This window comes from Klebsiella sp. CN_Kp075 (genome assembly GCF_040065055.2).
In the GTDB taxonomy this organism is placed as follows: Bacteria; Pseudomonadota; Gammaproteobacteria; order Enterobacterales; family Enterobacteriaceae; genus Klebsiella; species Klebsiella aerogenes.
The window spans coordinates 2,482,356-2,502,056 of record NZ_CM198050.1 but is presented as its reverse complement, the minus strand read 5'-3'; the positions used below and the strand labels follow the sequence as shown (position 1 = coordinate 2,502,056).

The following is a 19,701-nucleotide window of genomic DNA, read 5'->3' as shown; positions in this document are numbered from 1 at the left end:
GGGGCGCCATGAGCCACTATCTTTGGCGACGGTTGGGACAAGGCGTGCTGGTGCTGTGGGCGGCCTTCACCCTGACCTTTTTTCTGCTGCAGGTACTTCCCGGCGACGCGATTTTGATTAAGTTTCAGAACCCCGATCTGGGGCTGAGCCCGCAACAGATCGCTGAAATGCGTGTGGCCTATGGTGCAGACAGCCCGCTGTGGCGGCAATATTTGCACACGTTGCAGGCCATGCTGCAGGGGGATTTCGGCTATTCACTCCAGGCGGGACTGCCTGTCAGTTCCCTGATTGCCAGCAATTTACCCGACACGCTGGCGCTGGCGTTGCCGGCCTTTGCGCTGGCGGTTCTGCTGGCCTTTGCGATCGCTATCGCTTCGCGTTTGCCGGGGCTACGCGGTATCAGCAATTTGCTACAGTCGTTGCCGGTGCTGTTTATTTCACTGCCGACCTTTTGGCTCGGCATCGCCTTAATCCAAATCTTTTCATTCCAATTGCACTGGGTCCCGGTTATCAATCCCGGACCTCTGCAAGGCCTGGTGCTACCCGTTATCGCGGTGGCGATACCGATTTCCGCGCCGCTGGCGCAAATTCTGTTACGCACCATGGATCACATCGCCGCACAACCCTTCGTTGCCGTTGCTCGCGCCAAGGGAATGAGCGAAACGTGGGTGTTATGGCGGCATGTCACCGGCAATGCTCTGTTGCCGACATTAAACATTGCCGGCCTGCTGCTGGGAGAACTGATCGCCGGGGCCTTAATTACCGAAACCGTTTTTGGCCGCAGCGGTCTCGGCCAACTGACGCAGCAGGCGGTGAATAATCAGGACATTGCCATTCTTCAGGCCGTGGTGATGATTTCAGCGCTGGGCTTTGTCGCGATCAATCTGCTGGTCGATCTGCTGATGCCGATGCTCGACCCGCGCTTAAAACCCTTGCGCGGAGGTGCGCTATGAGTCTGGTCGATTACGCCTCGGCGGCGCGACGCCGTCCGGTGAACTGGCGCCGTTTTTCCTTCCAGCCTGGACTGTGGCTGGCATGGTCGGTGATGACGGTTGCGGTACTAATGGCTTTCGCGCCGCAATGGTTCACCGCGTTTAATCCGCTCGACGGCATCGCTGGCGCCCAGCGTCTGGCGCCGCAGGCGGGACACTGGTTAGGTACCGACCAGCTCGGTCGCGATGTGTGGAGCCGAATCGTCTACGGCGCAGGGCATTCGCTGTCCGCGGCCCTGGCCGCCGTCGCTATGGGACTGGTTGTCGGCAGGGCGTTGGGCACCGTTGCCGGCGCGCTGGGCGGGCGGGTCGAAGCGGTCGTCATGCGGATTGTCGATATTCTGCTGGCTATTCCCTCGCTCCTGCTATCACTAACGGTAATCATACTGCTCGGTTTTGGCACCCTGAACGCCGCCATGGCGGTTGGCGTTGCCGCTATCGCCAGTTTCGTCCGACTGTCGCGCGCCGAAGTCGTGCGCATTCGTCACAGCGACTATGTCGAAGCAGCCTACGGAAGCGGAGGCACTTTTTTGTCCGTATTCTGGCGGCATATTCTGCCTAACTCGCTTTCGCCGGTGCTGGCTTTCGCCACCCTCCAATTCGGCCAGGCTATTCTTGCCCTCTCAACCCTGAGTTTTCTCGGCTATGGCACTCCGCCGCCGGTGCCGGAATGGGGATTACTTATCGCCGAGGGGCGTAACTATCTTTCCACCGCCTGGTGGCTCACCACCTTCCCCGGAATCGCGGTCATTGCCGTGGTACTGGCAGCCAATCGTATCAGCCAACAACTCAACAGGGAGCGCCGATGAACGTGCTTAGCGTAGAAAACCTCACCATCAGCTACCGCTCTGGCGGGTTGTGGCGCGAAGTGGTTCACCGGGTTAGTTTTACGGTTAAACGCGGCGAGATGCTGGCGTTCGTCGGCGAATCCGGTTCGGGCAAAACCACAACCGCCCAGGCGATTATCGGCCTGCTGGCGGAAAACGCCCGCCTCGATGCCGGGACGGTTCGTCTCAACGGTGAAGAGATTAGCCGCTGGTCAGGCAAGCGGCTGGATAGCCTGCGCGGGGCCAGAATCAGCCTGGTGCCGCAGGATCCCGGCAACTCGCTGAATCCGGTGCAAACCATCGGCGCGCAGGTCGGCGAAATACTCCGCCTGCATCAAAAAAACAGTAAAACCGAGCGTCGAGAGCAGGTTATCGCCCTGCTGGAAAAAGTCGGCTTAAGCCATCCGGAGCAGCGCGTAGACCAGTATCCGCACCAGCTCTCCGGCGGTATGAAGCAGCGGGTGCTGATCGCGATTGCCATCGCCCTGAAGCCGGATTTGATTATTGCCGATGAGCCGACCAGCGCGCTCGACGTGACGGTACAAAAAAGAATCCTCGATCTGCTCGATCATTTGCGTCGTGAATCCGGCACCGCGGTGCTATTTGTCACCCATGACCTCGCGCTGGCGGCGCAGCGTGCCAACCGGCTGGTAGTTTTTCGTCACGGTGAAATTCAGGAACAGGGCAACACGGGAGATGTTATCCGCACCCCACAGCACGGCTATACCCGCCAGTTGCTGTGCGATCTACAGGGGCAAAACCTGCACTTAACCACCGCCATTCGCCCGTTTGTTACGCCGGCAATACGGGTTGAAGGCGTGAGCAAACGCTTTGCGTTAGGGGGCAGCCATCTGCAGGCGCTGAATAACGTAAGCTTTATTTTACCGCGTGGCAGTACCCATGCGCTGGTCGGCGAATCGGGCTCAGGAAAAACCACCCTCGCCCGTATCTTACTGGGTTTTGAGCAGGCCGATAGCGGACAGGTGTCCATTGACGGTATTGCCAGCGGACAATTGAGCCGCGAGGCCCAGCGCCAGCTGCGGCGCAAAATTCAGTTTGTTTATCAAAACCCTTTCGCCTCACTCGATCCTCGCCAGACCTTGTTCGACATTATCGAAGAGCCGCTGAAGAATTTTCAGCGCCTGACCAAAGATGCGCGGCGCCAGCGGGTCGAGTCCGCCGCCGCCCGCGTCGCGCTGGCGCCGGAGCTACTCAACCGAACCGCTCGCGAGCTATCCGGCGGCCAGCGTCAGCGGGTCGCTATCGCCAGGGCTCTGATCCTCGAGCCCACGATTCTGGTGCTCGATGAGGCCACCTCAGCGCTGGATGTCACTGTGCAGGCGCAAATTCTCGCCCTGTTGCTGCAATTACAGCAACAGCTTGGGTTGAGTTATCTGTTTATCACCCACGATCTGGCGACTGTGCGTCGCATCGCCCATAGCGTGACGGTGCTGCGCGCCGGGCAAGTCATCGAACAGGGCGAGGTAAAGCAGTTGTTCGCCGCGCCGCAGCACGACTATACCCGCGAGCTGCTCGCCGCCATTCCTCATTATCACGCACCCAGCATGGAGATTGCATGATGCCTAAACGTCTCGGATTTTTCACCCGCCTACTTGATCGCGCCGCGCCGCAAGAGCGCTATCGCCTGGCGACGGAGCAGATCCGCCACGCGGAACGGCTGGGCTTTGATAGCGCCTGGGTGGCGCAACACCATTTTCATGAAAATGAAGGCGGATTACCGTCGCCACTGGTGTTTCTTGCCCATGCGGCGGCGCATACGCAACGGATCCGTCTCGGTACCGCCATCATTACGCTGCCGATGGAAAACCCGCTGCGCGTCGCGGAAGATGCGGCAGTGCTGGATTTACTCGCTGAGGGTCGCCTGGAAGTGGGTTTTGGCTCCGGCGGGACGCCAACCTCTTTTCTCCCCTTTGGCCTGGCCTGCGAACAACGCGGCGCGATCTTCGCCGATCATCTGCATTTGATTGAAAGCGCCTGGCGCGGCGATACGTTGGCTCATCCGGACAACCATCTTTATCCGCCTGCGCCGCAGCTGGCAAAACGGATTTGGATCGCCACCTTTTCGATTGAAGGCGCTATTCGGGCCGCTAAATCCGGCCATGGGTTGATGCTATCGCGCACGCAGCCGCGCCCGCCAGGTCAAAGCGAGCTGCCGCTGGATGCGATTCAGAACCCGATTATCGACGCCTACCTCGCCGCGCTGCCTGCCGGCGTGTCGCCGCGAATTCTGGCCTCCCGTACCGCGTTTATTGCCGACAGCCAGGGGTACGCGCTACAGGCCGCAGAGCCGGGATTAAGTAAACAGGCGGCAGCCCATCGCGCCGCCGGCCATGAAATTATTGGTGACAATGTCACGGATTACGCTCGCCAGTTGGATGCCCACATTGGCGATGCGCCACATGTGCTTGCATCGCTGGCTAAAGACAGTGTGCTAACCCGGGTGACTGACATTTCGTTTCAGGTCCATTCGGTGGAGCCATCGCATCAGGACACGTTGCGTTCTATCGAACTCATCGCTAAACACATTGCCCCGCAATTCAGATAAGGAGTCGCTATGAGCTTAAGTCAGGATATTTTGGCTGAACTGGCGGAGATCGCCGCCGATTCACCGCTGGGCAAGGCCCGCGCTTTGCGCGACGCTGCGACCCGCCACGCCCAGGGAAGTTACGAGGTGCTATTTAGCCAACAGGATGAGGATTTTCCGCTCGAGGAACGTTTCGCCATCGCCGCAAAAGTGGCCAGACTTCATCAGGCAGATGCGCTGGCGGCGCATTACGCCGGTTTCGGCCTTGCCGACCCGACAACCCCACGGCTTGCCGCCGCGCTGGGGTTTGCCCGCCTGCTGACCTTTACTCCGGTGGAAGCGACGCCCGCGGCGTTACAAACGCTTAGCGACGCGGGCTGGAGCCTGCGCGGTATCGTAACGCTGGCGCAGCTTATTGCGTTTGTCAGTTTTCAAAGCCGATTGCTGAGCGGCTTGCGTTTGTTAAATGACAAACCAACCTCCGCGGCCGAGACCCCGGTGGTCGCCGGCTACTGGCACACACATCCCAGGACTGCCCGCGGTAAACCTGCGCCGGTGGCCTTTACGCGCGATGAATTACACTGGGAACCGTGGATTGCCGATAAGCCGCTGGCTGAATTTAATCCCGCCGAGCAGGCGCTGCTGGCGCAGTTCGGCCACAGTGACTCCCCCTACTTCCGCCTGCTGGCGCGCAACCAACCGGTGCTTGAACAGCGCACGCTAACCGATAAAGGGATCTTCTATACGCCGGGGGGCCTGCCGCGCGCCGAACGTGAACTGGCGGCAACGGTGGCCAGTAAAATCAACGGCTGCATCTACTGCGCGTCGGTACACGCGCGTAAGGCGGCGCAGTTGGCAAAAGATGAGCGAGCGGTGGAGACCCTGCTGGCGGTGACGCCTGGGGAGAATCTCAGCGATGGTCAAGGGCCGCGCTGGCAGGCGGAGATTGACGCCGCCGCCGCGCTTTCCGTTACCCCGCCTGCGATAACCTCAGCGCATCTCAGCGCGCTGGAGCAACAGGGTCTGGATATCGTCGAACAGTTGGATCTGCTGCAATCGGCGGCATTCTTCGCCTGGGCTAACCGCCTGATGCTAACCCTTGGCGAACCGTGGCGGGATTAATCAGACCTGCTCTGCCTGGGTAACGCGATGACGCGTTACCCGCCGCTGATATCGCGCATACAGCAGCAACGAGCTCATCGCCAGGAACGACAGCGCTGCCGCCGGCAGCGCCACCGAACGCCAACCTGCGCCAAAGGTAATCATCATTCCGCCGCAGTAGGCGCCTATCGCGCTGCCGAGGTTAAACGCTATTTGCCCGCCCGCCGCCCCGAGCATTTCTCCGCCTCTGGCATTTTGTAGCAGTAATATTTGCAGCGGCGCGGCGAGTGCGAAGAGCCCGGCGCAGCAGATAAACGCCAGCGCCAGCGAAGCCAGCGGCTGTATGCCGAAGGCAAAGATGAGCAGTAACGCCGCGACAATGACGCCGTTAGTCATCGCCGCAATACGCAGCGGACTGTAGCGTCCAGAGATCCTGCCGCTAAAGAGATTACCTAAAACCATCCCCAATCCGACCAGCATCATAATTAACATCATCGCCGACTCGCTAAAGCCGGAGACATTCATCATGAAGGGCTTGATATAGCTAAACCAGGCAAAAACGCCGGCATTGCCGAACATCGTGGCGGCGAAAATAAACCACGGCGCCGGGGTTTTAAGGAAATGGAATTGTTCGCTGAGCCGGGAGGCGGATTTGTCATATAGCGTCGGCACCCAGCGCAGTATCGCCAATAGCACCAGCACATCAAATAGCGCGATGGCCGTGAAGGTATAACGCCAGCTGAACTGATGGCCAAGCCAGGTGCCAGCCGGTACGCCAAGCAGGTTCGCCACCGTCATACCCGCGATCATCCCGGCGACCGCCGCGGTAACCCTGCCCGGCGAGGCGATTTTCGACAAGATAATCGCCCCGACGCCAAAATAAGCACCGTGAGGAAAACCTGAAATAAAGCGACCGAGCGCCAGCATGGGATAACTTGAGGAGAAGGTAAATAACGCGTTGCCTGCCACACATAGCGCCACCAGGAACAGCATCACCGATTTCAGCGAAAAACGGCTGGAAAACAACGCCATGACAGGCGCGCCAAACACCACGCCAAAGGCGTACCAGGAGATCATGTTGCCGGCCGCGGGGATGGTAATGCCGACATCATGGGCGATTTCAGGCAATACCCCCATGATGCCAAACTCCGCCATTCCGAGGCCAAAGGTTCCCAGCGCTAAGGAAAAAATCGTTTTCTTCATCTAGTCGGTCACTTTAATGTGCATTCACGACGCTAGTGTAACCGATTTCACACCCTGTTTTCTCCCCTTACGACCGACGAAAACTTAACCCATCCCCAGATAAGCATTTCTGACTTCCGGGTTATCCAGCAACTCTGCGCCGCTACCGCTCAGACGTATTTCGCCGTTGACCAGTACATACGCGCGGTTAGCCAGTTTTAGCGCGTGGTACGCATTTTGCTCCACCAGCAGCAGCGTCATACCCTGAGCGGTCAACTCGCGCAAGATGCTGAAAATCTGCTTCACCACCAGCGGCGCCAGACCCAGGCTCGGTTCATCTAATAGTAATAGCTTTGGCCGACTCATCAGCGCGCGGGCGATCGCCAGCATTTGCTGCTCGCCGCCGGAGAGCGTCATCGCCCGCTGCGCGCGACGCTCTTCCAGCCGTGGAAACAGCTGATACATCCGCGCTTTATCTTCATTCTGATAACGATTACCAATGGGAATAGTGCCCATCAGCAGATTCTCTTCCACCGTCATGTCGGCAAAAATACGTCGTCCTTCCGGCGCCTGGGCAATACCGTTGGTGGCGATATAGTGCGTCGACTGGCGGCTAATATCATGTCCGCGATAGATAATACTGCCAGCGGAAATACGCGGCTGGCCGAAAATGGACATCAGCAGCGTGGATTTTCCGGCGCCGTTAGCGCCGATTAACGCCACCGTTTCGCCTTCATTGACCGTTAGCGATACCGACTTCAGCGCCTGGATTTGCCCGTAAAAAACATTAACCTCGCGAAATTCCAGCAACGGTTGGCTCATCAGGCAATCTCCTGTTCATCGGTACCAAGGTATGCGGCGATCACGCTCAGGTTGGCCTGGATCTCAGCCGGGGTGCCATGAGCAATTACATCGCCGTGGTCGAGCACAATCACGCGATCGGAGATTTCCATCACCAGGCTCATATCATGTTCGATCAGCAGTATGGTGACGCCATGATGTTCTCGCAGAAAACGAATAATCCGGCTCAGGGCACGCGTTTCCGCCGGATTGAGTCCGGCTGCGGGTTCGTCAAGACACAGTATTTCCGGCCCGGTACACATCGCGCGGGCGATCTCCAGTCGCCGCTGCTGGCCATAAGAGAGCGTTCCCGCCAGCCGATTGGCGCAGTCAACCATTTCCACCACTTCCAGCCAGTAAAAGGCCCGCTCTAATGCGCGGTTCTCCGCCTGCCGATAGCCGCGGGTGTTCAGGATCCCGGCGATCAAGTGGCGGTTGACCTGCATATGCTGGGCCACCATCAGATTTTCAATCACCGTCATTTCGCGAAACAGGCGGATGTTCTGGAAGGTACGCGCCAGCCCGGCGCGGTTGACCAGATGCGCGCCACCGAACATTTTGTAGTACATCCGCCGTCCCAGGCGCGCAGGATGGAAAAAATCATCGGCATGCAGTTTCTGCCCGAGAACCTGAATCACATCGGTCATTCGTTGCCGGGCATTAAGACGAATGGCGCCGCCGCTGGCGCGGTAGAATCCGGTCAGGCAATTAAACACCGTGGTCTTCCCCGCGCCGTTCGGGCCAATCAGGGCGGTAATCGATCCGCGTTCAACCTCAAGGTTGACATCATTCAGCGCTTTAATCCCGCCAAAATGCATCATCAGATGCTCGACCTGCAATATTGCATCGCTCATGGCGCGACTCCTTTGCGGATTTCCACCCCGGTACGCCCGGTGCGCACCAGCCCGCGCGGGCGCCAGATCATCATCAGCACCATCAGCACGCCAAAGAGCAGAACCCGGTATTCGTCAAAGCCGCGCAGCAGCTCCGGCGTGACCGTCAGGACGAAAGCCGCCAGCACCACTCCCAATGTCGAGCCCATGCCGCCTAATACCACGATGGCGAGGATCAGCGCCGATTCGAAAAAGGTGAACGACGTCGGGTTGACGAACCCCTGATAAGTCGCGAAAAAGACGCCGGCGATGCCGGCCGTCGACGCGCCAAGCATAAACGCGGACAGCTTAACCAGCACGTGATTCAGCCCCATCGCCCGGCAGGCGATTTCATCTTCCCGCAGCGCCTCCCAGGCCCGGCCAATCGGCATCCGGGTCAGGCGGTGTTTTATCAGCAACACCATTAACACCACGATAAACAACACGGCATAAATAAAGATAAATTTAAGGTTGGGGTTGTAGGCAATATGCAGAAACTCATGAATCGGAGTGCCGCCCTCTTTGGCTCGCCGGGCAAACTCGAGGCCGAAGAGCGTTGGCGATGGCACCGAAACGCCGTTGGGGCCGCCGGTAAAGCTCACCCAGTTGTTGAGCACCAGGCGGATGATTTCGCCGAATCCCAGCGTCACAATAGCCAGGTAGTCGCCATGCATTCGTAATACCGGAAAACCCAATAATGCTCCTGCCAGCGCTGCCATCACCGCCCCCAGCGGCAGCATTGCCCAGAAACCTAAGCCAAGGTATTGATAGCCAAGCGCCAGGCCATAGGCGCCAATGGCGTAGAAGGCGACGTACCCCAAATCAAGTAACCCCGCGAGACCCACCACGATGTTTAATCCCAGCCCCAGCAGGACGTAGATAAGCCCGAGGATCGCCACGGTAAGCAGATACTTGCTGGCCATTAACGGGAAAACGATAGCCACGATCGCCAGCAGCGGCAGGACAAAACGCAGCCGACTACGATAGCCGGGGGCACGGACAAATACCCCCTGATCGTTGCCTTCAAAACGTCCGACAAACCGCTTCCCCCCGCGGGTTTGCAAAAGCAGACTGAGCAACAGCCGCCCCACCATCACCACCGCCACCAGCACGATGACGCGCTGTGGAGAAAGCGTAAAGCTGTACCCCTTCAGCACGATGCCGACGATCGGGCCAAAGACTATCAGCGCGCATAAACCGGCCAGCACGCTATCAATAACGCTGCGTTTGACGTCGATGCCGTCTAAACGGGAAATATCGGTCATATGTCCCCCTTAGACCTTGGCCACCACAGGACGGCCCAGAAGCCCCTGCGGACGAAAAATCAGAATCGCCACCAGCAATGCGAACGAGAAGACATCCTTATAATCCGAGTTCACTAACCCGGCGAACTGCGCCTCGGCGACGCCCAGCAGCAGGCCGCCAAGCATCGCCCCCGGTAGCGAACCGATCCCGCCCAGTACCGCCGCGGTGAAGGCCTTAATGCCGATAATGAAGCCGATATAAAAATCAAACGTGCCGTAATTCATGGTCACCAGCACCCCGGCGAGGCCCGCCATGGCGGCGCCAATCATAAACACCAGCGAGATCACCCGATCGGTGTTAATGCCGAGAATGGCCGCCATCCGCCGATCCTGCTGGGTCGCGCGGCAAACCCGACCTAACTGCGTGTGGTTGATTATCCAGCTCAGTACCACCATGCCGACGAAGGCGGCGAGCAGGATGAAGATTTTGGTCCAGGTGATTTGCACCACGCCATCACCTACCGTAATCCGCAATACGCCGTGCATCAACGTCGGGATCCCCTGTTGATTGGGGCCCTGACTCAGTTGCACGTAGTTTTGTAAAATCAGCGACATACCGATTGCCGAGATCAGCGGCGCCAGACGCGTTGAGTTACGTAGCGGCCGATAAGCAATGCGTTCGATGGCCCAGCCGTACACCCCGGTGACGATAATCGTAAACACCAGCGTGCCGAAAATAAGCAGCGGGAAGGAGTGAATACCAAAGTAGGCCAACAGCGCCAGCCCGATAGCACACAGATAGGCTGAGACCATATATACCTCGCCGTGGGCGAAGTTAATCATACCGATGATGCCATAAACCATGGTGTAGCCAATGGCGATAAGCCCATATACCGCGCCAAGCGTTAAGCCATTGATCAGTTGTTGCAGAAAGAATGCCGCCATATGAACCATCCTGCCAGTCAAGATGCAGCAGACGCAGAGGCCTTAACGTCTGCTGCTTATGGTGGTACGACGCCCCTCTGATGAGGACGTTATGCGCACTACAATCCCGGGTTACAGCTGATGATATTTGCCTTTATCATCCCATTGATAAACCACGTAATCCGATACTTTCAGGTCGCCTTTGCCATCCCAGGCTTTTTTACCCATCACGGTATCGACGCTATGGTTTTTTAACCATTCGCTGGCTTTGGCATTATCGGTACCGGCGGCGTTATAGGCGGCGGCGATAGCCTGAATCGAAGCATAGGCGTAAAGGGTATAGCCCTCCGGTTCAAAACCGCTGGCGCGGAATTTGTCGATCACCGCTTTACCTTCAGGAATGGTGCGCGGATCCTTACCGAAGGTCATTAACACGCCATTGGTAAACTGCGGCCCGCCCGCGGCGGTAACTAACTCTTCGGTCACCACGCAGTCGCCGGAGAAGAACTTAGCCTGGACGCCCTGCTCGCGCATCTGGCGCACCAGCGGGCCGGCTTCCGGGTGGCAGCCGCCGAAATAAACCACATCTGGTTTCAGGGCGCCGATTTTGGTTACCAGGGCATTAAAGTCTTTTTCCCCGCGGGATAAGCCTTCATACAACACTTCTTTCGTCCCGCGTTTAGCCAGCGCCGCGCGCGTCGCATCGGCTAATCCCTGACCGTAGGTATCTTTATCGTGAATGACGGCGATCTTCTTCGCCTCCAGCACATCCAGCATGTAGTTGGCGGCAATCACCCCTTGCTGGTCATCGCGCCCGCACATGCGGAACATATCTTTCATTCCGCGTTCGGTGATTTGCGGATTGGTGGAACCCGGCGTGATGGTCAGGATGCCGGCTTCGTCATAGACCTCGGAGGCGGGCATCGTCGAGGAAGAGCAGAAATGACCCACCACCGCCGAGACGCCGGAGTCGTCGACCAGGCGGTTAGCCACTGCCACCGCCTGCTTGGGTTCACAGGCATCATCGCCCTGCACCAGCACAATTTTTTCGCCTTTAATTCCCCCGGCGGCATTAATATCAGCCGCCGCCTGCGATGCCCCTTTCCAGTATTGGGCGCCATAGGTCGCATTCGGCCCGGTAAATGGGCCGGCCACGCCAATCTTCACATCCGCCTGTGCATAAAATGCCGCGCTCAAACAACCTGCTATTGCAAAATGCAGAGTCAACTTTTTAAGTTTTAAAGACATTCGGATAGTCCTCAGCGATATCGAACAGACGCCACAAACTGGCGCAGTAAAAACCACTTACAGCGTAACGTGCCAATGCTGGAATAAGCCGTAGCGGCTTCGGTAGATAAAGCAAAAAACCCGCCAGGAAGAGAGGTATCGCCAGATCGATTACTAATAGTCGCGTAGCGTGACCGCAATCGGTACCACCCCGGCAATGCGCCAGTCTTTACAGGTCAGGAGGTCTGTTGCCGTCACGTGGCCTGCCGGGAACGCTGGTGTCCATACCGACAGTGAGCTAAACATAGAACGACTTTAGCAACCTTGCGCACCGGGCTGGTGCAAAAGTGCGGTGATGATCAAAACTAGTGAAAATTTTGCTGCATTAATGTGAAATTAATAACGAGAGCATGGGGAATGCTCGGCAATACAGGTCGCTACCATAAAGAATTGCCGATGAATAGCAACTTTATGCTGCCAGACGGCGTTTACGCTTTGAAACATTAACTTCTTTTACGTATTATCCTAAGCCTTGCTCTTTTACCTGCCGCCGTGGCGGGTTTCGCCTCATGGATGAAAATCATGACTTTAAAAAAATTAATTATTATCGCCATCAGCGCGCTTTCTATTAACGCCTGCGCCTTCGCGGCGGGTAATCTCGCCGACCAGTTACATTATACGCCGCCGGAACCGGCAGACCTTGCCGTTAATCCACCAGCAGAATCGCCTGAATCGAAAACGGAACAACCAAAATTAACGATGACGCCCGACGTTAATGCCTACACCTATTACAACGAAAAGGTGAACCCCGTTACCAATGATATTGACCGTATTGAACAAGGCGGCGTCGTCGAATTCTGATTTATACCGGCGCATTGTTCGCGCCGATAAACGTTGACCATGGAGTATTCGCCATGATGAAGGATTATCTGATCATCGCCTGGATTACTATTGTCGCCTGCTGGCCCATTACGTTACCGGTGTTAGCCGTGGTCGCGGGAATACTTTTCTATTCCCGCCATCGCGTGGCGGGTATTGTTGTATCCGGGCTGTTTATCCTCGAAGCCGTGGCGGCATGGCAGTTTGAGCGCTATATGTAACCACGGTTTGTTTTAATTGAGCGGCCCGTGGTTAATCTGGCTGAGTGGTAAATTGACGTCGAAAATCTTGTAGAACATCTCCTGCACGCCAAATTGCCGCAGGCGTGTGGCGTGTTTTTTCGCATAAGCCTGCGCGCTCTGTTCATCTTCGAACAGATATATGCCGCCGGCTTCCTGCGTGGCGCTATTCTCCGTCCAGATCTTCCAGATAAAACCGGGCTCCTGGTTAATAGATTGCGCGAGTTCGGCTAATTGCGTCGACATTTCATCGCCAAACGGTCCGCTAAAAGCAAAGTGCACCTGCAAAAGTTTTTTCGACATACTCTCTCCCTGAATGATTTTAGCTAATTGACGAGACTATCCTACCCGATTCCTGATTAATCAGCAGTGAGATGATGCGCTTAATGGCTATCTTTCTCTCTCCGCTGAATGAGAAGTTTTTCGCCGCTTTGCCTGGGTCTGATTACACTTTAAACAGCGACCTGCCTTTCAGGCCACCACGCATGAGGACAGCCATGGGAAACAAAAAGAACACTGTTGCGCCCGTCATACCCGCCAAAACGGAGCCGTTAAGCGAGAAAGAGTATCAGCAGGCGTTGCGTAAACTGCACGTCGAGTTGGTCAAGCTACAGCGGTGGGTAGTGCATAAAGGGCTTAAGGTATGCATCGTCTTCGAGGGTCGCGATGGCGCTGGCAAAGGCGGCACCATCAAAGCGATAACCGAACGCGTCAGCCCGCGGGTTTTCCGCGTCGTCGCCCTGCCCGCGCCAACCGAGCGCGAACGCAGCCAGCTCTATTTTCAGCGTTATATCAAACATCTGCCCGCCGCCGGCGAGATAGTGATTTTCGATCGCAGCTGGTACAACCGGGCCGGCGTTGAGCGGGTGATGGGATTTTGTACCGAGGAGGAGGTGCAAAAATTCCTCGACGGCGCGCCGATGGTCGAGCGAGGGATGGTCGATTCCGGCATTATTTTACTGAAATACTGGCTGGAGGTAACGCCGCAGGAGCAAGAACGGCGCCTGCGCGACCGTATTGATGACGGACGCAAAATCTGGAAGCTATCGCCGATGGATATTAAATCCTTCAACCGCTGGGATGACTACACCGTAGCGCGCGATGCGATGTTTGCCGCCACCGATACCGCCTGGGCGCCGTGGTTTGTCGCCCGCTCGGAAGATAAAAAACGCGTACGCCTGAATATTATTACCCATCTGCTTTCGCAGATCCCTTACGAGGCTCTACCAACGGAACACATTACCTTACCGAAACGTAAAATTGGCAAAGTGAAACCGACCCATTTTCCTTTCCGGTTTATTCCTGAGAAGTTTTGAAAGAATAGCTTTATCACCTTTGCGCAGTATTACCCCTGCGCAAAGGATTATCACAATAAACGTTAATATTTCATCTGTTGCGTTGCTCTGGAACCCGGCTCGCAAAATATAAAAAAGCGTTGTTAACGACATTTATTTTCCGGTTTAATGCAGAGATAATCAGACTGTTAATCACAGGGAGCAGAAAATGAATAGCAATGCGATGAATAAAAAACAGCGAAACGAGTCTGATGCGGCGATTAAACAGACCTTCGATCGGCAAACCATTAGTGATGCGGAAAGACTACAGCAACACCAGGAATTCATAAATGCCATGAATGAATTTACCGCGCGCGCCGGTTTACTGTCGGAAGACCCATTCTTCGAAGGGATTTAGTTATCATGCAATTTGATGTTTATCGTAATCCATCACCGAGGACAAATGAACTCCAACCTTATCTTATGGTGATTAAACATGATTATTATGATGATTTATCATCAAGGTTAGTTTTGCCACTGAGTTATCATATACATATGGCGAGTCATTATCACCCTGCAGCTCCACTAGTAAATATTGGCTTTCAAAAGCTATTCCTCAACACCCCGGGAATAACCAGCGTAGCAAAGCAGCGCCTGAATAATAAATATTTCGTCTGTAATTTACATAAAGAAAGAACGGCTGTTATTTCCGCCATCGATGCGCTTATAACAAATACGTAAACCCGCCCCGATATCACCGGGGCGGGTTTACCCCGTAAAGGCTTACTTCATTCCCTCACGGCTCTCTTTTTGCGCTTCCAGGCGTTCGACATCGCGATACCAGCGCGGGTGATGTTTCTTCGCCCAACGGCGGCTGACCTTACCCTCAATCATGCCTTTAATCGACCCTTTCACCCAGAATGCCATATACATATGAATGAGGATCGCGTGGATCAGGATAATCGCCGAAGTAGCGTGTATCAGCAGGCTGTAACGGATAACCGGAATCGGGAAATAGTCCGCAAAATACGGGCGCCAGATAATCACCCCGGTCACCAGCAGCACAAAAATCATGCTCATAATGGTCCAGAACATCATCTTCTGCCCGGCGTTATATTTACCGACGCTCGCGACCTTATGTTCATTGCCTTTCAGAACCTCCACAATGCCTTTCAGCCAGGGGATATCCTGTTTATCAGGGATATTGTGGTGGACAAAACGCACAAACATAAACATCAGCGCGACAAAAATCAGCACCCCGAAAAACGGGTGCAGGATACGCCCCATCTGCGGGGTGCCGAAGGTTTCCGTCAACCACTGTAGCGTCGGGAAGAAAAACGAAATCCCCGACAGCGCCACCAGGAAGAAACAGATAACCACCGTCCAGTGACAGGCGCGGTCGATAAATTTGGTGCGCACTATCATTTTCGATTTATTCATCATGTTCCTCCTCATCGTCATCAACTTCCTTGTTCGGCCCGATACCGATGTAGTGGTAAATCAGCCCGGCAAAGGTGGCAATAAAGCCCGCCGCCGACAGCGGTTTCAGCGCCCCCTTCCACAGATTGATACTGGTATCGATCTGCGGCGCTTTCGGCAGCTTGTGATACAACTCCGGCTGGTCGGCATGATGCAGCACGTACATCACGTGGGTGCCGCCTACGCCCTGCGGGTTGTAGATCCCGGCGTTGGCATAACCGCGTTTTTTAAGCTTATCCACCCGCTCCTGCGCCACTTCCAGCATCTCTTTTTTCGTACCGAAGTGGATAGCGCCGGTAGGACAGGTTTTCACGCAGGCCGGTTCCTGACCGACGCTGACCCGATCCACACACAGCGTGCATTTATAGACCCGGTTATCCTCTTTATTGAGACGCGGAATATTAAACGGACACCCGGCAATGCAGTAGCCGCAGCCGATGCAGTTTTCCTGCTGGAAATCGACGATGCCGTTGGCGTACTGAATGATCGCCCCGGCGGACGGGCAGGCTTTCAGGCAACCCGGCTCTTCGCAGTGCATACAGCCATCTTTGCGGATAAGCCACTCCAGCTTGCCGTTCTGTTCGGTCTCGCTAAAACGCATTACCGTCCAGGATTTAGCGCTGAGATCCGCCGGGTTGTCGTACACGCCGACGCAGTGCCCCACTTCATCGCGAATGTCATTCCACTCGGAACAGGCCACCTGGCAGGCTTTACATCCTACGCAGGAGGAGACATCGATAAGCTTGGCGACTTCGGCCTTATAGTCCCGCGCGCGTGGCGCGGGGGTCATCTGGTTGGTCGCGGAGCGTTTAATAATGTCTTGTGTTTCCATCGCCATTTAATCGCTCCTTACGCTTTCTCGATGTTGACCAGAAACGCCTTATACTCCGGCGTTTGCGAGTTGGAATCGCCGACGTTAGGCGTCAGGGTGTTGGCGATGTAACCTTTACGGGCCACGCCTTCAAAACCCCAGTGCAGCGGGATACCGACGGTTTCTACCTGCTGGCCGTTGACGTTCAGCGTGCGCAGTCGGCGGGTCACCACGGCAACCGCGCGAATAAAGCCGCGCTTGCTGCTGACTTTCACCCAGTCGCCGTTGACGATACCTTTGCTTTTCGCCAGCCCTTCGCTGATTTCGACAAACTGTTCCGGCTGCGCAATCGCATTAAGCAGCGCATGCTTGGTCCAGGTATGGAAGTGTTCGGTCAGGCGATAGGTAGTACCGACATACGGGAACTTATCCTTCTTACCTAAGCGAATAGCGTCATCTTCGTATAAACGCACTACCGGGCTGGAGACCACATTCGGGTGCAGCGGGTTGGTGCCAAGCGGCGTTTCCATCGGCTCGTAGTGTTCAGGGAACGGCCCTTCCGCCAGTTTATCGAGCGCAAACAGGCGCCCAAGCCCCTCTTGCTGCATAATAAACGGCCCGGTGTTGCTCCCCGGCGGCGCGGTATTGAAGTCCGGAATATCATTACCGACCCACTTACTGCCGTTCCACTGGATCAGCATTCGCTTCGCATCCCAAGGTTTACCGTTAATATCGGCCGATGCGCGGTTATACAGCACGCGGCGGTTGAGCGGCCAGGCCCAGGCCCAGCCCAGCGTATTGCCAAGCCCGGAAGGATCGGCGTTATCGCGATTCGCCATCTGGTTACCCTGCTCGGTCCAGCAGCCGGTGTAGATCCAGCAAGATGACGCGGTGCTGCCGTCATCGCGCAACAGTGCGAAGCTATTCAGCAACTGTCCTTTTTTCGCCAGCAGCGCCCCATTGCCATCGTAGAGATCCGCCAGCGCGTAGCCGTTGTTCTCTTTTGCAACCTCCTCCGATTCCGGATGATCTGGCTGCTTATAACTCCAGCTCATTTTCAGCAGCGGTTCCGCGCCCTTACCGCCTTCGCGACGGTACAGCTCACGCAAACGGTGATAGATCCCGGCAAGAATTTCGCCATCGTTGCGTGCTTCGCCCGGCGCGTCCTGGCCTTTCCAGTGCCACTGCAGCCAGCGACCGGAGTTGGCGATCGAACCGTCTTCTTCGGCAAAGCAGGTCGATGGCAGACGGAAGACTTCGGTCTGAATCGTAGCCGGGTCGACATCATTAGACTCGCCGTGGTTCTGCCAGAAAGTCGAGGTCTCGGTCACCAACGGATCGATAACCACCATATATTTCAGCTTACTGAGGCTACGCACCACTTTGTTTTTGTCCGGGAAGGACGCAACCGGGTTGAAGCCCTGGCAGATATAGCCGGTGACGTTGCCGTTATCCATCATATTGAAGTACTTGATGACGTCGTAGGCCTGATCCCATTTCGGCAACCAGTTGAAGCCCCAGTCATTCTCTTTCTGCGCCGCATCGCCGTAGAACGATTTCATCAGGCTGACGAAGAATTTCGGGTAGTTGCTCCAGTAGTTCACCTGGTCGGCCAGCGTCGCTTTCGGCGTGTTGGCGCTAAGATAACTTTGCAGATCGCTCTGTTTATCGGACGGCAGCGTCAAATAACCCGGCAGACTGGTCGACAACAGACCCAAATCGGTCAGCCCCTGAATATTGGAGTGTCCGCGCAGCGCGTTGACGCCGCCGCCAGCCATGCCCATGTTGCCGAGCAGCAGTTGGATCATCGCCATGGTGCGGATGTTCTGCGCGCCGACGGTGTGCTGCGTCCAGCCCAGCGCATACAGGAAGGTGGTGGTGCGATCCGCGACGCTGGTTGAAGCCAGCACCTCGCAGACTTTGAGGAAGTCTTCTTTCGGCGTACCGCAGATGTTTTCAACCACTTCCGGCGTGTAGCGGGAAACGTGCTGCTTGAGCAGATTCCAGACGCAGCGCGGATGGCTGAGCGTTTCATCGCGTTTCGCGTAGCCATTTTCATCGAACTGGTAGTTCCAGGACGATTTATCATACTGGCGCTTTTCCGCATCGTAGCCGCTGAACAGGCCATCTTCGAAGGTAAAATCATCCCGTACCAGCAGGCTGGCATTGGTGTAATGCTTTACGTACTCGGCATTAATCTTATTATTTTCGATAAGGTACAACAGCACGCCCGACAGGAACGTAATGTCGGTACCAGAACGAATCGGCGCATAGATATCGGCCACCGACGCGGTACGCGTAAAGCGTGGGTCGACGACGATAAGCGTAGCATCGTTATTGTTCTTCGCTTCCATCGCCCAGCGGAATCCCACCGGATGCGCTTCCGCGGCGTTGCCGCCCATCACCATTACGACGTTTGCGTTTTTGATATCAACCCAGTGGTTGGTCATCGCACCGCGACCAAATGTTGGAGCAAGACTTGCTACCGTTGGTCCGTGTCAGACGCGCGCCTGGTTGTCTACCGCCAGCATGCCGAGCGAGCGCACAAATTTTTGCGTCAGCATGCCGGTCTCATTACTCGCCGCCGAGGCGCACAGCATTCCGGTGGAAAGCCAGCGGTTAACCGTCACGCCCTGTTCGTTCTTTTCAATAAAGTTGGCATCGCGGTCGGCTTTCATCAATTTGGCGATTCGGTTAAAAGCTTCATCCCAGGAGATGCGCTGCCATTTATCCGAACCCGGAGCGCGGTATTGCGGATATCGCAGGCGATTTTCACTGTGGACGTAGTCCAGCAGACCGGCGCCTTTCGGGCACAGCGCGCCGCGGCTTACCGGATGATCCGGATCCCCTTCGATATGATAAATCGCTTCTTTGGCGTTTTTCGCGCCGTCGCCCAGGCTATACATTAATAGCCCGCAGCCCACGGAGCAGTAAGTGCAGGTGTTGCGGATCTCTTTTGCGCGCAGCAATTTGAAATTGCGTGCCTGAGCCAGCGCCATTTTCGGGGCGAAGCCCAGTGCGGCAGCTGTTGTTCCGGCCATACCGCCTGCGCAGATTTTAAAAAACTTTCTGCGGCTGACGTCCATTGATTCCTCCATGCAGGATGTTTGTTCATCGCGCGGAGGAAACTAACAGCAATGTCCCTTTTTTTATTGCGTCAAATCAAGGTCGCCCACGCTAGCCCTCTAAAGAGTCATCGGCGACGAGTTTGACTAACCCCAAAGAGTTATGTGCTACGGAAAAGATCGACCGCCGGGCGCAAAAA

At 56.0% G+C, this 19,701-nt stretch carries 21 protein-coding genes; 10 read left to right on the top strand and 11 right to left on the bottom strand.

Annotated elements, in window-relative coordinates; genetic code table 11:
* The first annotated feature begins 8 nt into the window (after positions 1 to 8).
* From ABLV78_RS11920 to ABLV78_RS11900, 5 genes are read left to right on the top strand one after another with little or no spacing between them, the layout of a single operon-like run.
* Positions 9 to 953 carry an ABC transporter permease gene (locus ABLV78_RS11920; protein ID WP_047048609.1) on the top strand — a complete coding sequence of 315 codons (945 nt, stop codon included), beginning with the start codon at positions 9 to 11 and terminating at the stop codon, positions 951 to 953.
* A complete protein-coding gene (locus ABLV78_RS11915; RefSeq protein ID WP_047048610.1) occupies positions 950 to 1,801 on the top strand; it encodes an ABC transporter permease in 852 nt (283 codons plus the stop codon). The genes ABLV78_RS11920 and ABLV78_RS11915 overlap by 4 nt, the downstream gene beginning before the upstream one ends.
* The gene (locus ABLV78_RS11910; protein ID WP_047048613.1) at positions 1,798 to 3,399 is read left to right on the top strand and encodes a dipeptide ABC transporter ATP-binding protein; all 1,602 of its coding nucleotides are present in this window, start codon (positions 1,798 to 1,800) and stop codon (positions 3,397 to 3,399) included. Before ABLV78_RS11915 ends, ABLV78_RS11910 begins: the two co-directional genes overlap by 4 nt.
* Complete coding sequence (locus tag ABLV78_RS11905; protein WP_165430697.1) at positions 3,399 to 4,385, top strand: putative FMN-dependent luciferase-like monooxygenase; 987 nt, start codon at positions 3,399 to 3,401, stop codon at positions 4,383 to 4,385. The genes ABLV78_RS11910 and ABLV78_RS11905 overlap by 1 nt, the downstream gene beginning before the upstream one ends.
* A gap of 9 nt (positions 4,386 to 4,394) precedes the next feature.
* On the top strand, positions 4,395 to 5,486 hold the full coding sequence (locus ABLV78_RS11900) for an alkylhydroperoxidase domain protein (protein WP_047048620.1): 1,092 nt from the start codon (positions 4,395 to 4,397) through the stop codon (positions 5,484 to 5,486).
* On the opposite strand, the gene araJ is transcribed toward ABLV78_RS11900, so the two are convergent.
* The 7 genes from araJ to ABLV78_RS11865 all read right to left on the bottom strand — a co-directional run bounded on the left by araJ (position 5,487) and on the right by ABLV78_RS11865 (position 12,060).
* A complete protein-coding gene (araJ, locus tag ABLV78_RS11895; protein WP_047048623.1) occupies positions 5,487 to 6,668 on the bottom strand; it encodes an MFS transporter AraJ in 1,182 nt (393 codons plus the stop codon).
* Between the two features lie 84 nt (positions 6,669 to 6,752).
* Entirely contained in the window at positions 6,753 to 7,469 is a 717-nt protein-coding gene (locus ABLV78_RS11890) for an ABC transporter ATP-binding protein (RefSeq protein ID WP_047048625.1), read from the bottom strand.
* The gene (locus ABLV78_RS11885; RefSeq protein ID WP_047048628.1) at positions 7,469 to 8,341 is read right to left on the bottom strand and encodes an ABC transporter ATP-binding protein; all 873 of its coding nucleotides are present in this window, start codon (positions 8,339 to 8,341) and stop codon (positions 7,469 to 7,471) included. The genes ABLV78_RS11890 and ABLV78_RS11885 overlap by 1 nt, the downstream gene beginning before the upstream one ends.
* Positions 8,338 to 9,624 carry a high-affinity branched-chain amino acid ABC transporter permease LivM gene (gene livM / locus ABLV78_RS11880; RefSeq protein WP_047048630.1) on the bottom strand — a complete coding sequence of 429 codons (1,287 nt, stop codon included), beginning with the start codon at positions 9,622 to 9,624 and terminating at the stop codon, positions 8,338 to 8,340. The genes ABLV78_RS11885 and livM overlap by 4 nt, the downstream gene beginning before the upstream one ends.
* Before the next feature lie 9 nt (positions 9,625 to 9,633).
* Positions 9,634 to 10,548, bottom strand: coding sequence for an ABC transporter permease subunit (locus ABLV78_RS11875; RefSeq protein ID WP_032711708.1), 915 nt, complete (start codon positions 10,546 to 10,548; stop codon positions 9,634 to 9,636).
* 111 nt (positions 10,549 to 10,659) lie between these two features.
* The gene (locus ABLV78_RS11870; RefSeq protein ID WP_047048634.1) at positions 10,660 to 11,775 is read right to left on the bottom strand and encodes a branched-chain amino acid ABC transporter substrate-binding protein; all 1,116 of its coding nucleotides are present in this window, start codon (positions 11,773 to 11,775) and stop codon (positions 10,660 to 10,662) included.
* Between the two features lie 153 nt (positions 11,776 to 11,928).
* On the bottom strand, positions 11,929 to 12,060 hold the full coding sequence (locus ABLV78_RS11865; RefSeq protein ID WP_015366472.1) for a hypothetical protein: 132 nt from the start codon (positions 12,058 to 12,060) through the stop codon (positions 11,929 to 11,931).
* Positions 12,061 to 12,336: 276 nt separating this feature from the next.
* Here ABLV78_RS11865 and ABLV78_RS11860 point away from each other — a divergent pair, with 276 nt between their 5' ends.
* Complete coding sequence (locus ABLV78_RS11860) at positions 12,337 to 12,615, top strand: hypothetical protein (RefSeq protein WP_047048636.1); 279 nt, start codon at positions 12,337 to 12,339, stop codon at positions 12,613 to 12,615.
* Positions 12,616 to 12,668: 53 nt separating this feature from the next.
* Positions 12,669 to 12,854 (top strand): hypothetical protein, encoded by a 186-nt coding sequence (locus ABLV78_RS11855; protein WP_045382390.1) that lies wholly within the window; start codon positions 12,669 to 12,671, stop codon positions 12,852 to 12,854.
* A 12-nt stretch (positions 12,855 to 12,866) separates the two neighbouring features.
* On the opposite strand, the gene ABLV78_RS11850 is transcribed toward ABLV78_RS11855, so the two are convergent.
* Positions 12,867 to 13,175, bottom strand: coding sequence for a monooxygenase (locus ABLV78_RS11850; RefSeq protein ID WP_047048641.1), 309 nt, complete (start codon positions 13,173 to 13,175; stop codon positions 12,867 to 12,869).
* Positions 13,176 to 13,369: 194 nt separating this feature from the next.
* Between ABLV78_RS11850 and ppk2 the strand changes: the two genes are divergently transcribed.
* The 3 genes from ppk2 (at position 13,370) to ABLV78_RS11835 (ending at position 14,887) form a co-directional block, all read left to right on the top strand.
* Positions 13,370 to 14,188 (top strand): polyphosphate kinase 2, encoded by an 819-nt coding sequence (ppk2, locus tag ABLV78_RS11845; RefSeq protein WP_047048644.1) that lies wholly within the window; start codon positions 13,370 to 13,372, stop codon positions 14,186 to 14,188.
* A 187-nt stretch (positions 14,189 to 14,375) separates the two neighbouring features.
* On the top strand, positions 14,376 to 14,564 hold the full coding sequence (locus ABLV78_RS11840; protein WP_047048646.1) for a hypothetical protein: 189 nt from the start codon (positions 14,376 to 14,378) through the stop codon (positions 14,562 to 14,564).
* Between the two features lie 5 nt (positions 14,565 to 14,569).
* On the top strand, positions 14,570 to 14,887 hold the full coding sequence (locus tag ABLV78_RS11835) for a CcdB family protein (protein WP_072251387.1): 318 nt from the start codon (positions 14,570 to 14,572) through the stop codon (positions 14,885 to 14,887).
* A gap of 42 nt (positions 14,888 to 14,929) precedes the next feature.
* Here ABLV78_RS11835 and fdnI read toward each other — a convergent pair whose 3' ends face one another.
* Genes fdnI through fdnG form a run of 3 tightly spaced genes read right to left on the bottom strand, consistent with a single transcriptional unit; the run spans position 14,930 to position 19,522 of the window.
* On the bottom strand, positions 14,930 to 15,586 hold the full coding sequence (gene fdnI, locus ABLV78_RS11830) for a formate dehydrogenase-N subunit gamma (RefSeq protein ID WP_047048649.1): 657 nt from the start codon (positions 15,584 to 15,586) through the stop codon (positions 14,930 to 14,932).
* Entirely contained in the window at positions 15,579 to 16,463 is an 885-nt protein-coding gene (gene fdxH, locus ABLV78_RS11825) for a formate dehydrogenase subunit beta (protein WP_047048652.1), read from the bottom strand. Before fdxH ends, fdnI begins: the two co-directional genes overlap by 8 nt.
* 11 nt (positions 16,464 to 16,474) lie before the next feature.
* Positions 16,475 to 19,522 carry a formate dehydrogenase-N subunit alpha gene (gene fdnG, locus ABLV78_RS11820; RefSeq protein ID WP_088389858.1) on the bottom strand — a complete coding sequence of 1,016 codons (3,048 nt, stop codon included), beginning with the start codon at positions 19,520 to 19,522 and terminating at the stop codon, positions 16,475 to 16,477.
* Positions 19,523 to 19,701 lie beyond the last annotated feature (179 nt).

What these genes read in the sequence shown, in the direction of transcription:
- ABLV78_RS11860 (WP_047048636.1), top strand. Translation starts at nt 12,337, where the DNA reads ATGACTTTAAAAAAATTAATTATTATCGCCATCAGCGCGCTTTCTATT.
- ABLV78_RS11855 (WP_045382390.1), top strand. Translation starts at nt 12,669, where the DNA reads ATGATGAAGGATTATCTGATCATCGCCTGGATTACTATTGTCGCCTGC.
- fdxH (WP_047048652.1), bottom strand. Translation starts at nt 16,463, where the DNA reads ATGGCGATGGAAACACAAGACATTATTAAACGCTCCGCGACCAACCAG.
- livM (WP_047048630.1), bottom strand. Translation starts at nt 9,624, where the DNA reads ATGACCGATATTTCCCGTTTAGACGGCATCGACGTCAAACGCAGCGTT.
- ABLV78_RS11850 (WP_047048641.1), bottom strand. Translation starts at nt 13,175, where the DNA reads ATGTCGAAAAAACTTTTGCAGGTGCACTTTGCTTTTAGCGGACCGTTT.
- ABLV78_RS11920 (WP_047048609.1), top strand. Translation starts at nt 9, where the DNA reads ATGAGCCACTATCTTTGGCGACGGTTGGGACAAGGCGTGCTGGTGCTG.
- ABLV78_RS11890 (WP_047048625.1), bottom strand. Translation starts at nt 7,469, where the DNA reads ATGAGCCAACCGTTGCTGGAATTTCGCGAGGTTAATGTTTTTTACGGG.
- ABLV78_RS11865 (WP_015366472.1), bottom strand. Translation starts at nt 12,060, where the DNA reads ATGTTTAGCTCACTGTCGGTATGGACACCAGCGTTCCCGGCAGGCCAC.
- ABLV78_RS11900 (WP_047048620.1), top strand. Translation starts at nt 4,395, where the DNA reads ATGAGCTTAAGTCAGGATATTTTGGCTGAACTGGCGGAGATCGCCGCC.
- ABLV78_RS11905 (WP_165430697.1), top strand. Translation starts at nt 3,399, where the DNA reads ATGCCTAAACGTCTCGGATTTTTCACCCGCCTACTTGATCGCGCCGCG.
- ABLV78_RS11870 (WP_047048634.1), bottom strand. Translation starts at nt 11,775, where the DNA reads ATGTCTTTAAAACTTAAAAAGTTGACTCTGCATTTTGCAATAGCAGGT.
- fdnI (WP_047048649.1), bottom strand. Translation starts at nt 15,586, where the DNA reads ATGAATAAATCGAAAATGATAGTGCGCACCAAATTTATCGACCGCGCC.
- ABLV78_RS11885 (WP_047048628.1), bottom strand. Translation starts at nt 8,341, where the DNA reads ATGAGCGATGCAATATTGCAGGTCGAGCATCTGATGATGCATTTTGGC.
- ABLV78_RS11915 (WP_047048610.1), top strand. Translation starts at nt 950, where the DNA reads ATGAGTCTGGTCGATTACGCCTCGGCGGCGCGACGCCGTCCGGTGAAC.
- araJ (WP_047048623.1), bottom strand. Translation starts at nt 6,668, where the DNA reads ATGAAGAAAACGATTTTTTCCTTAGCGCTGGGAACCTTTGGCCTCGGA.
- ABLV78_RS11875 (WP_032711708.1), bottom strand. Translation starts at nt 10,548, where the DNA reads ATGGCGGCATTCTTTCTGCAACAACTGATCAATGGCTTAACGCTTGGC.
- ABLV78_RS11910 (WP_047048613.1), top strand. Translation starts at nt 1,798, where the DNA reads ATGAACGTGCTTAGCGTAGAAAACCTCACCATCAGCTACCGCTCTGGC.
- ABLV78_RS11840 (WP_047048646.1), top strand. Translation starts at nt 14,376, where the DNA reads ATGAATAGCAATGCGATGAATAAAAAACAGCGAAACGAGTCTGATGCG.
- ABLV78_RS11835 (WP_072251387.1), top strand. Translation starts at nt 14,570, where the DNA reads ATGCAATTTGATGTTTATCGTAATCCATCACCGAGGACAAATGAACTC.
- ppk2 (WP_047048644.1), top strand. Translation starts at nt 13,370, where the DNA reads ATGGGAAACAAAAAGAACACTGTTGCGCCCGTCATACCCGCCAAAACG.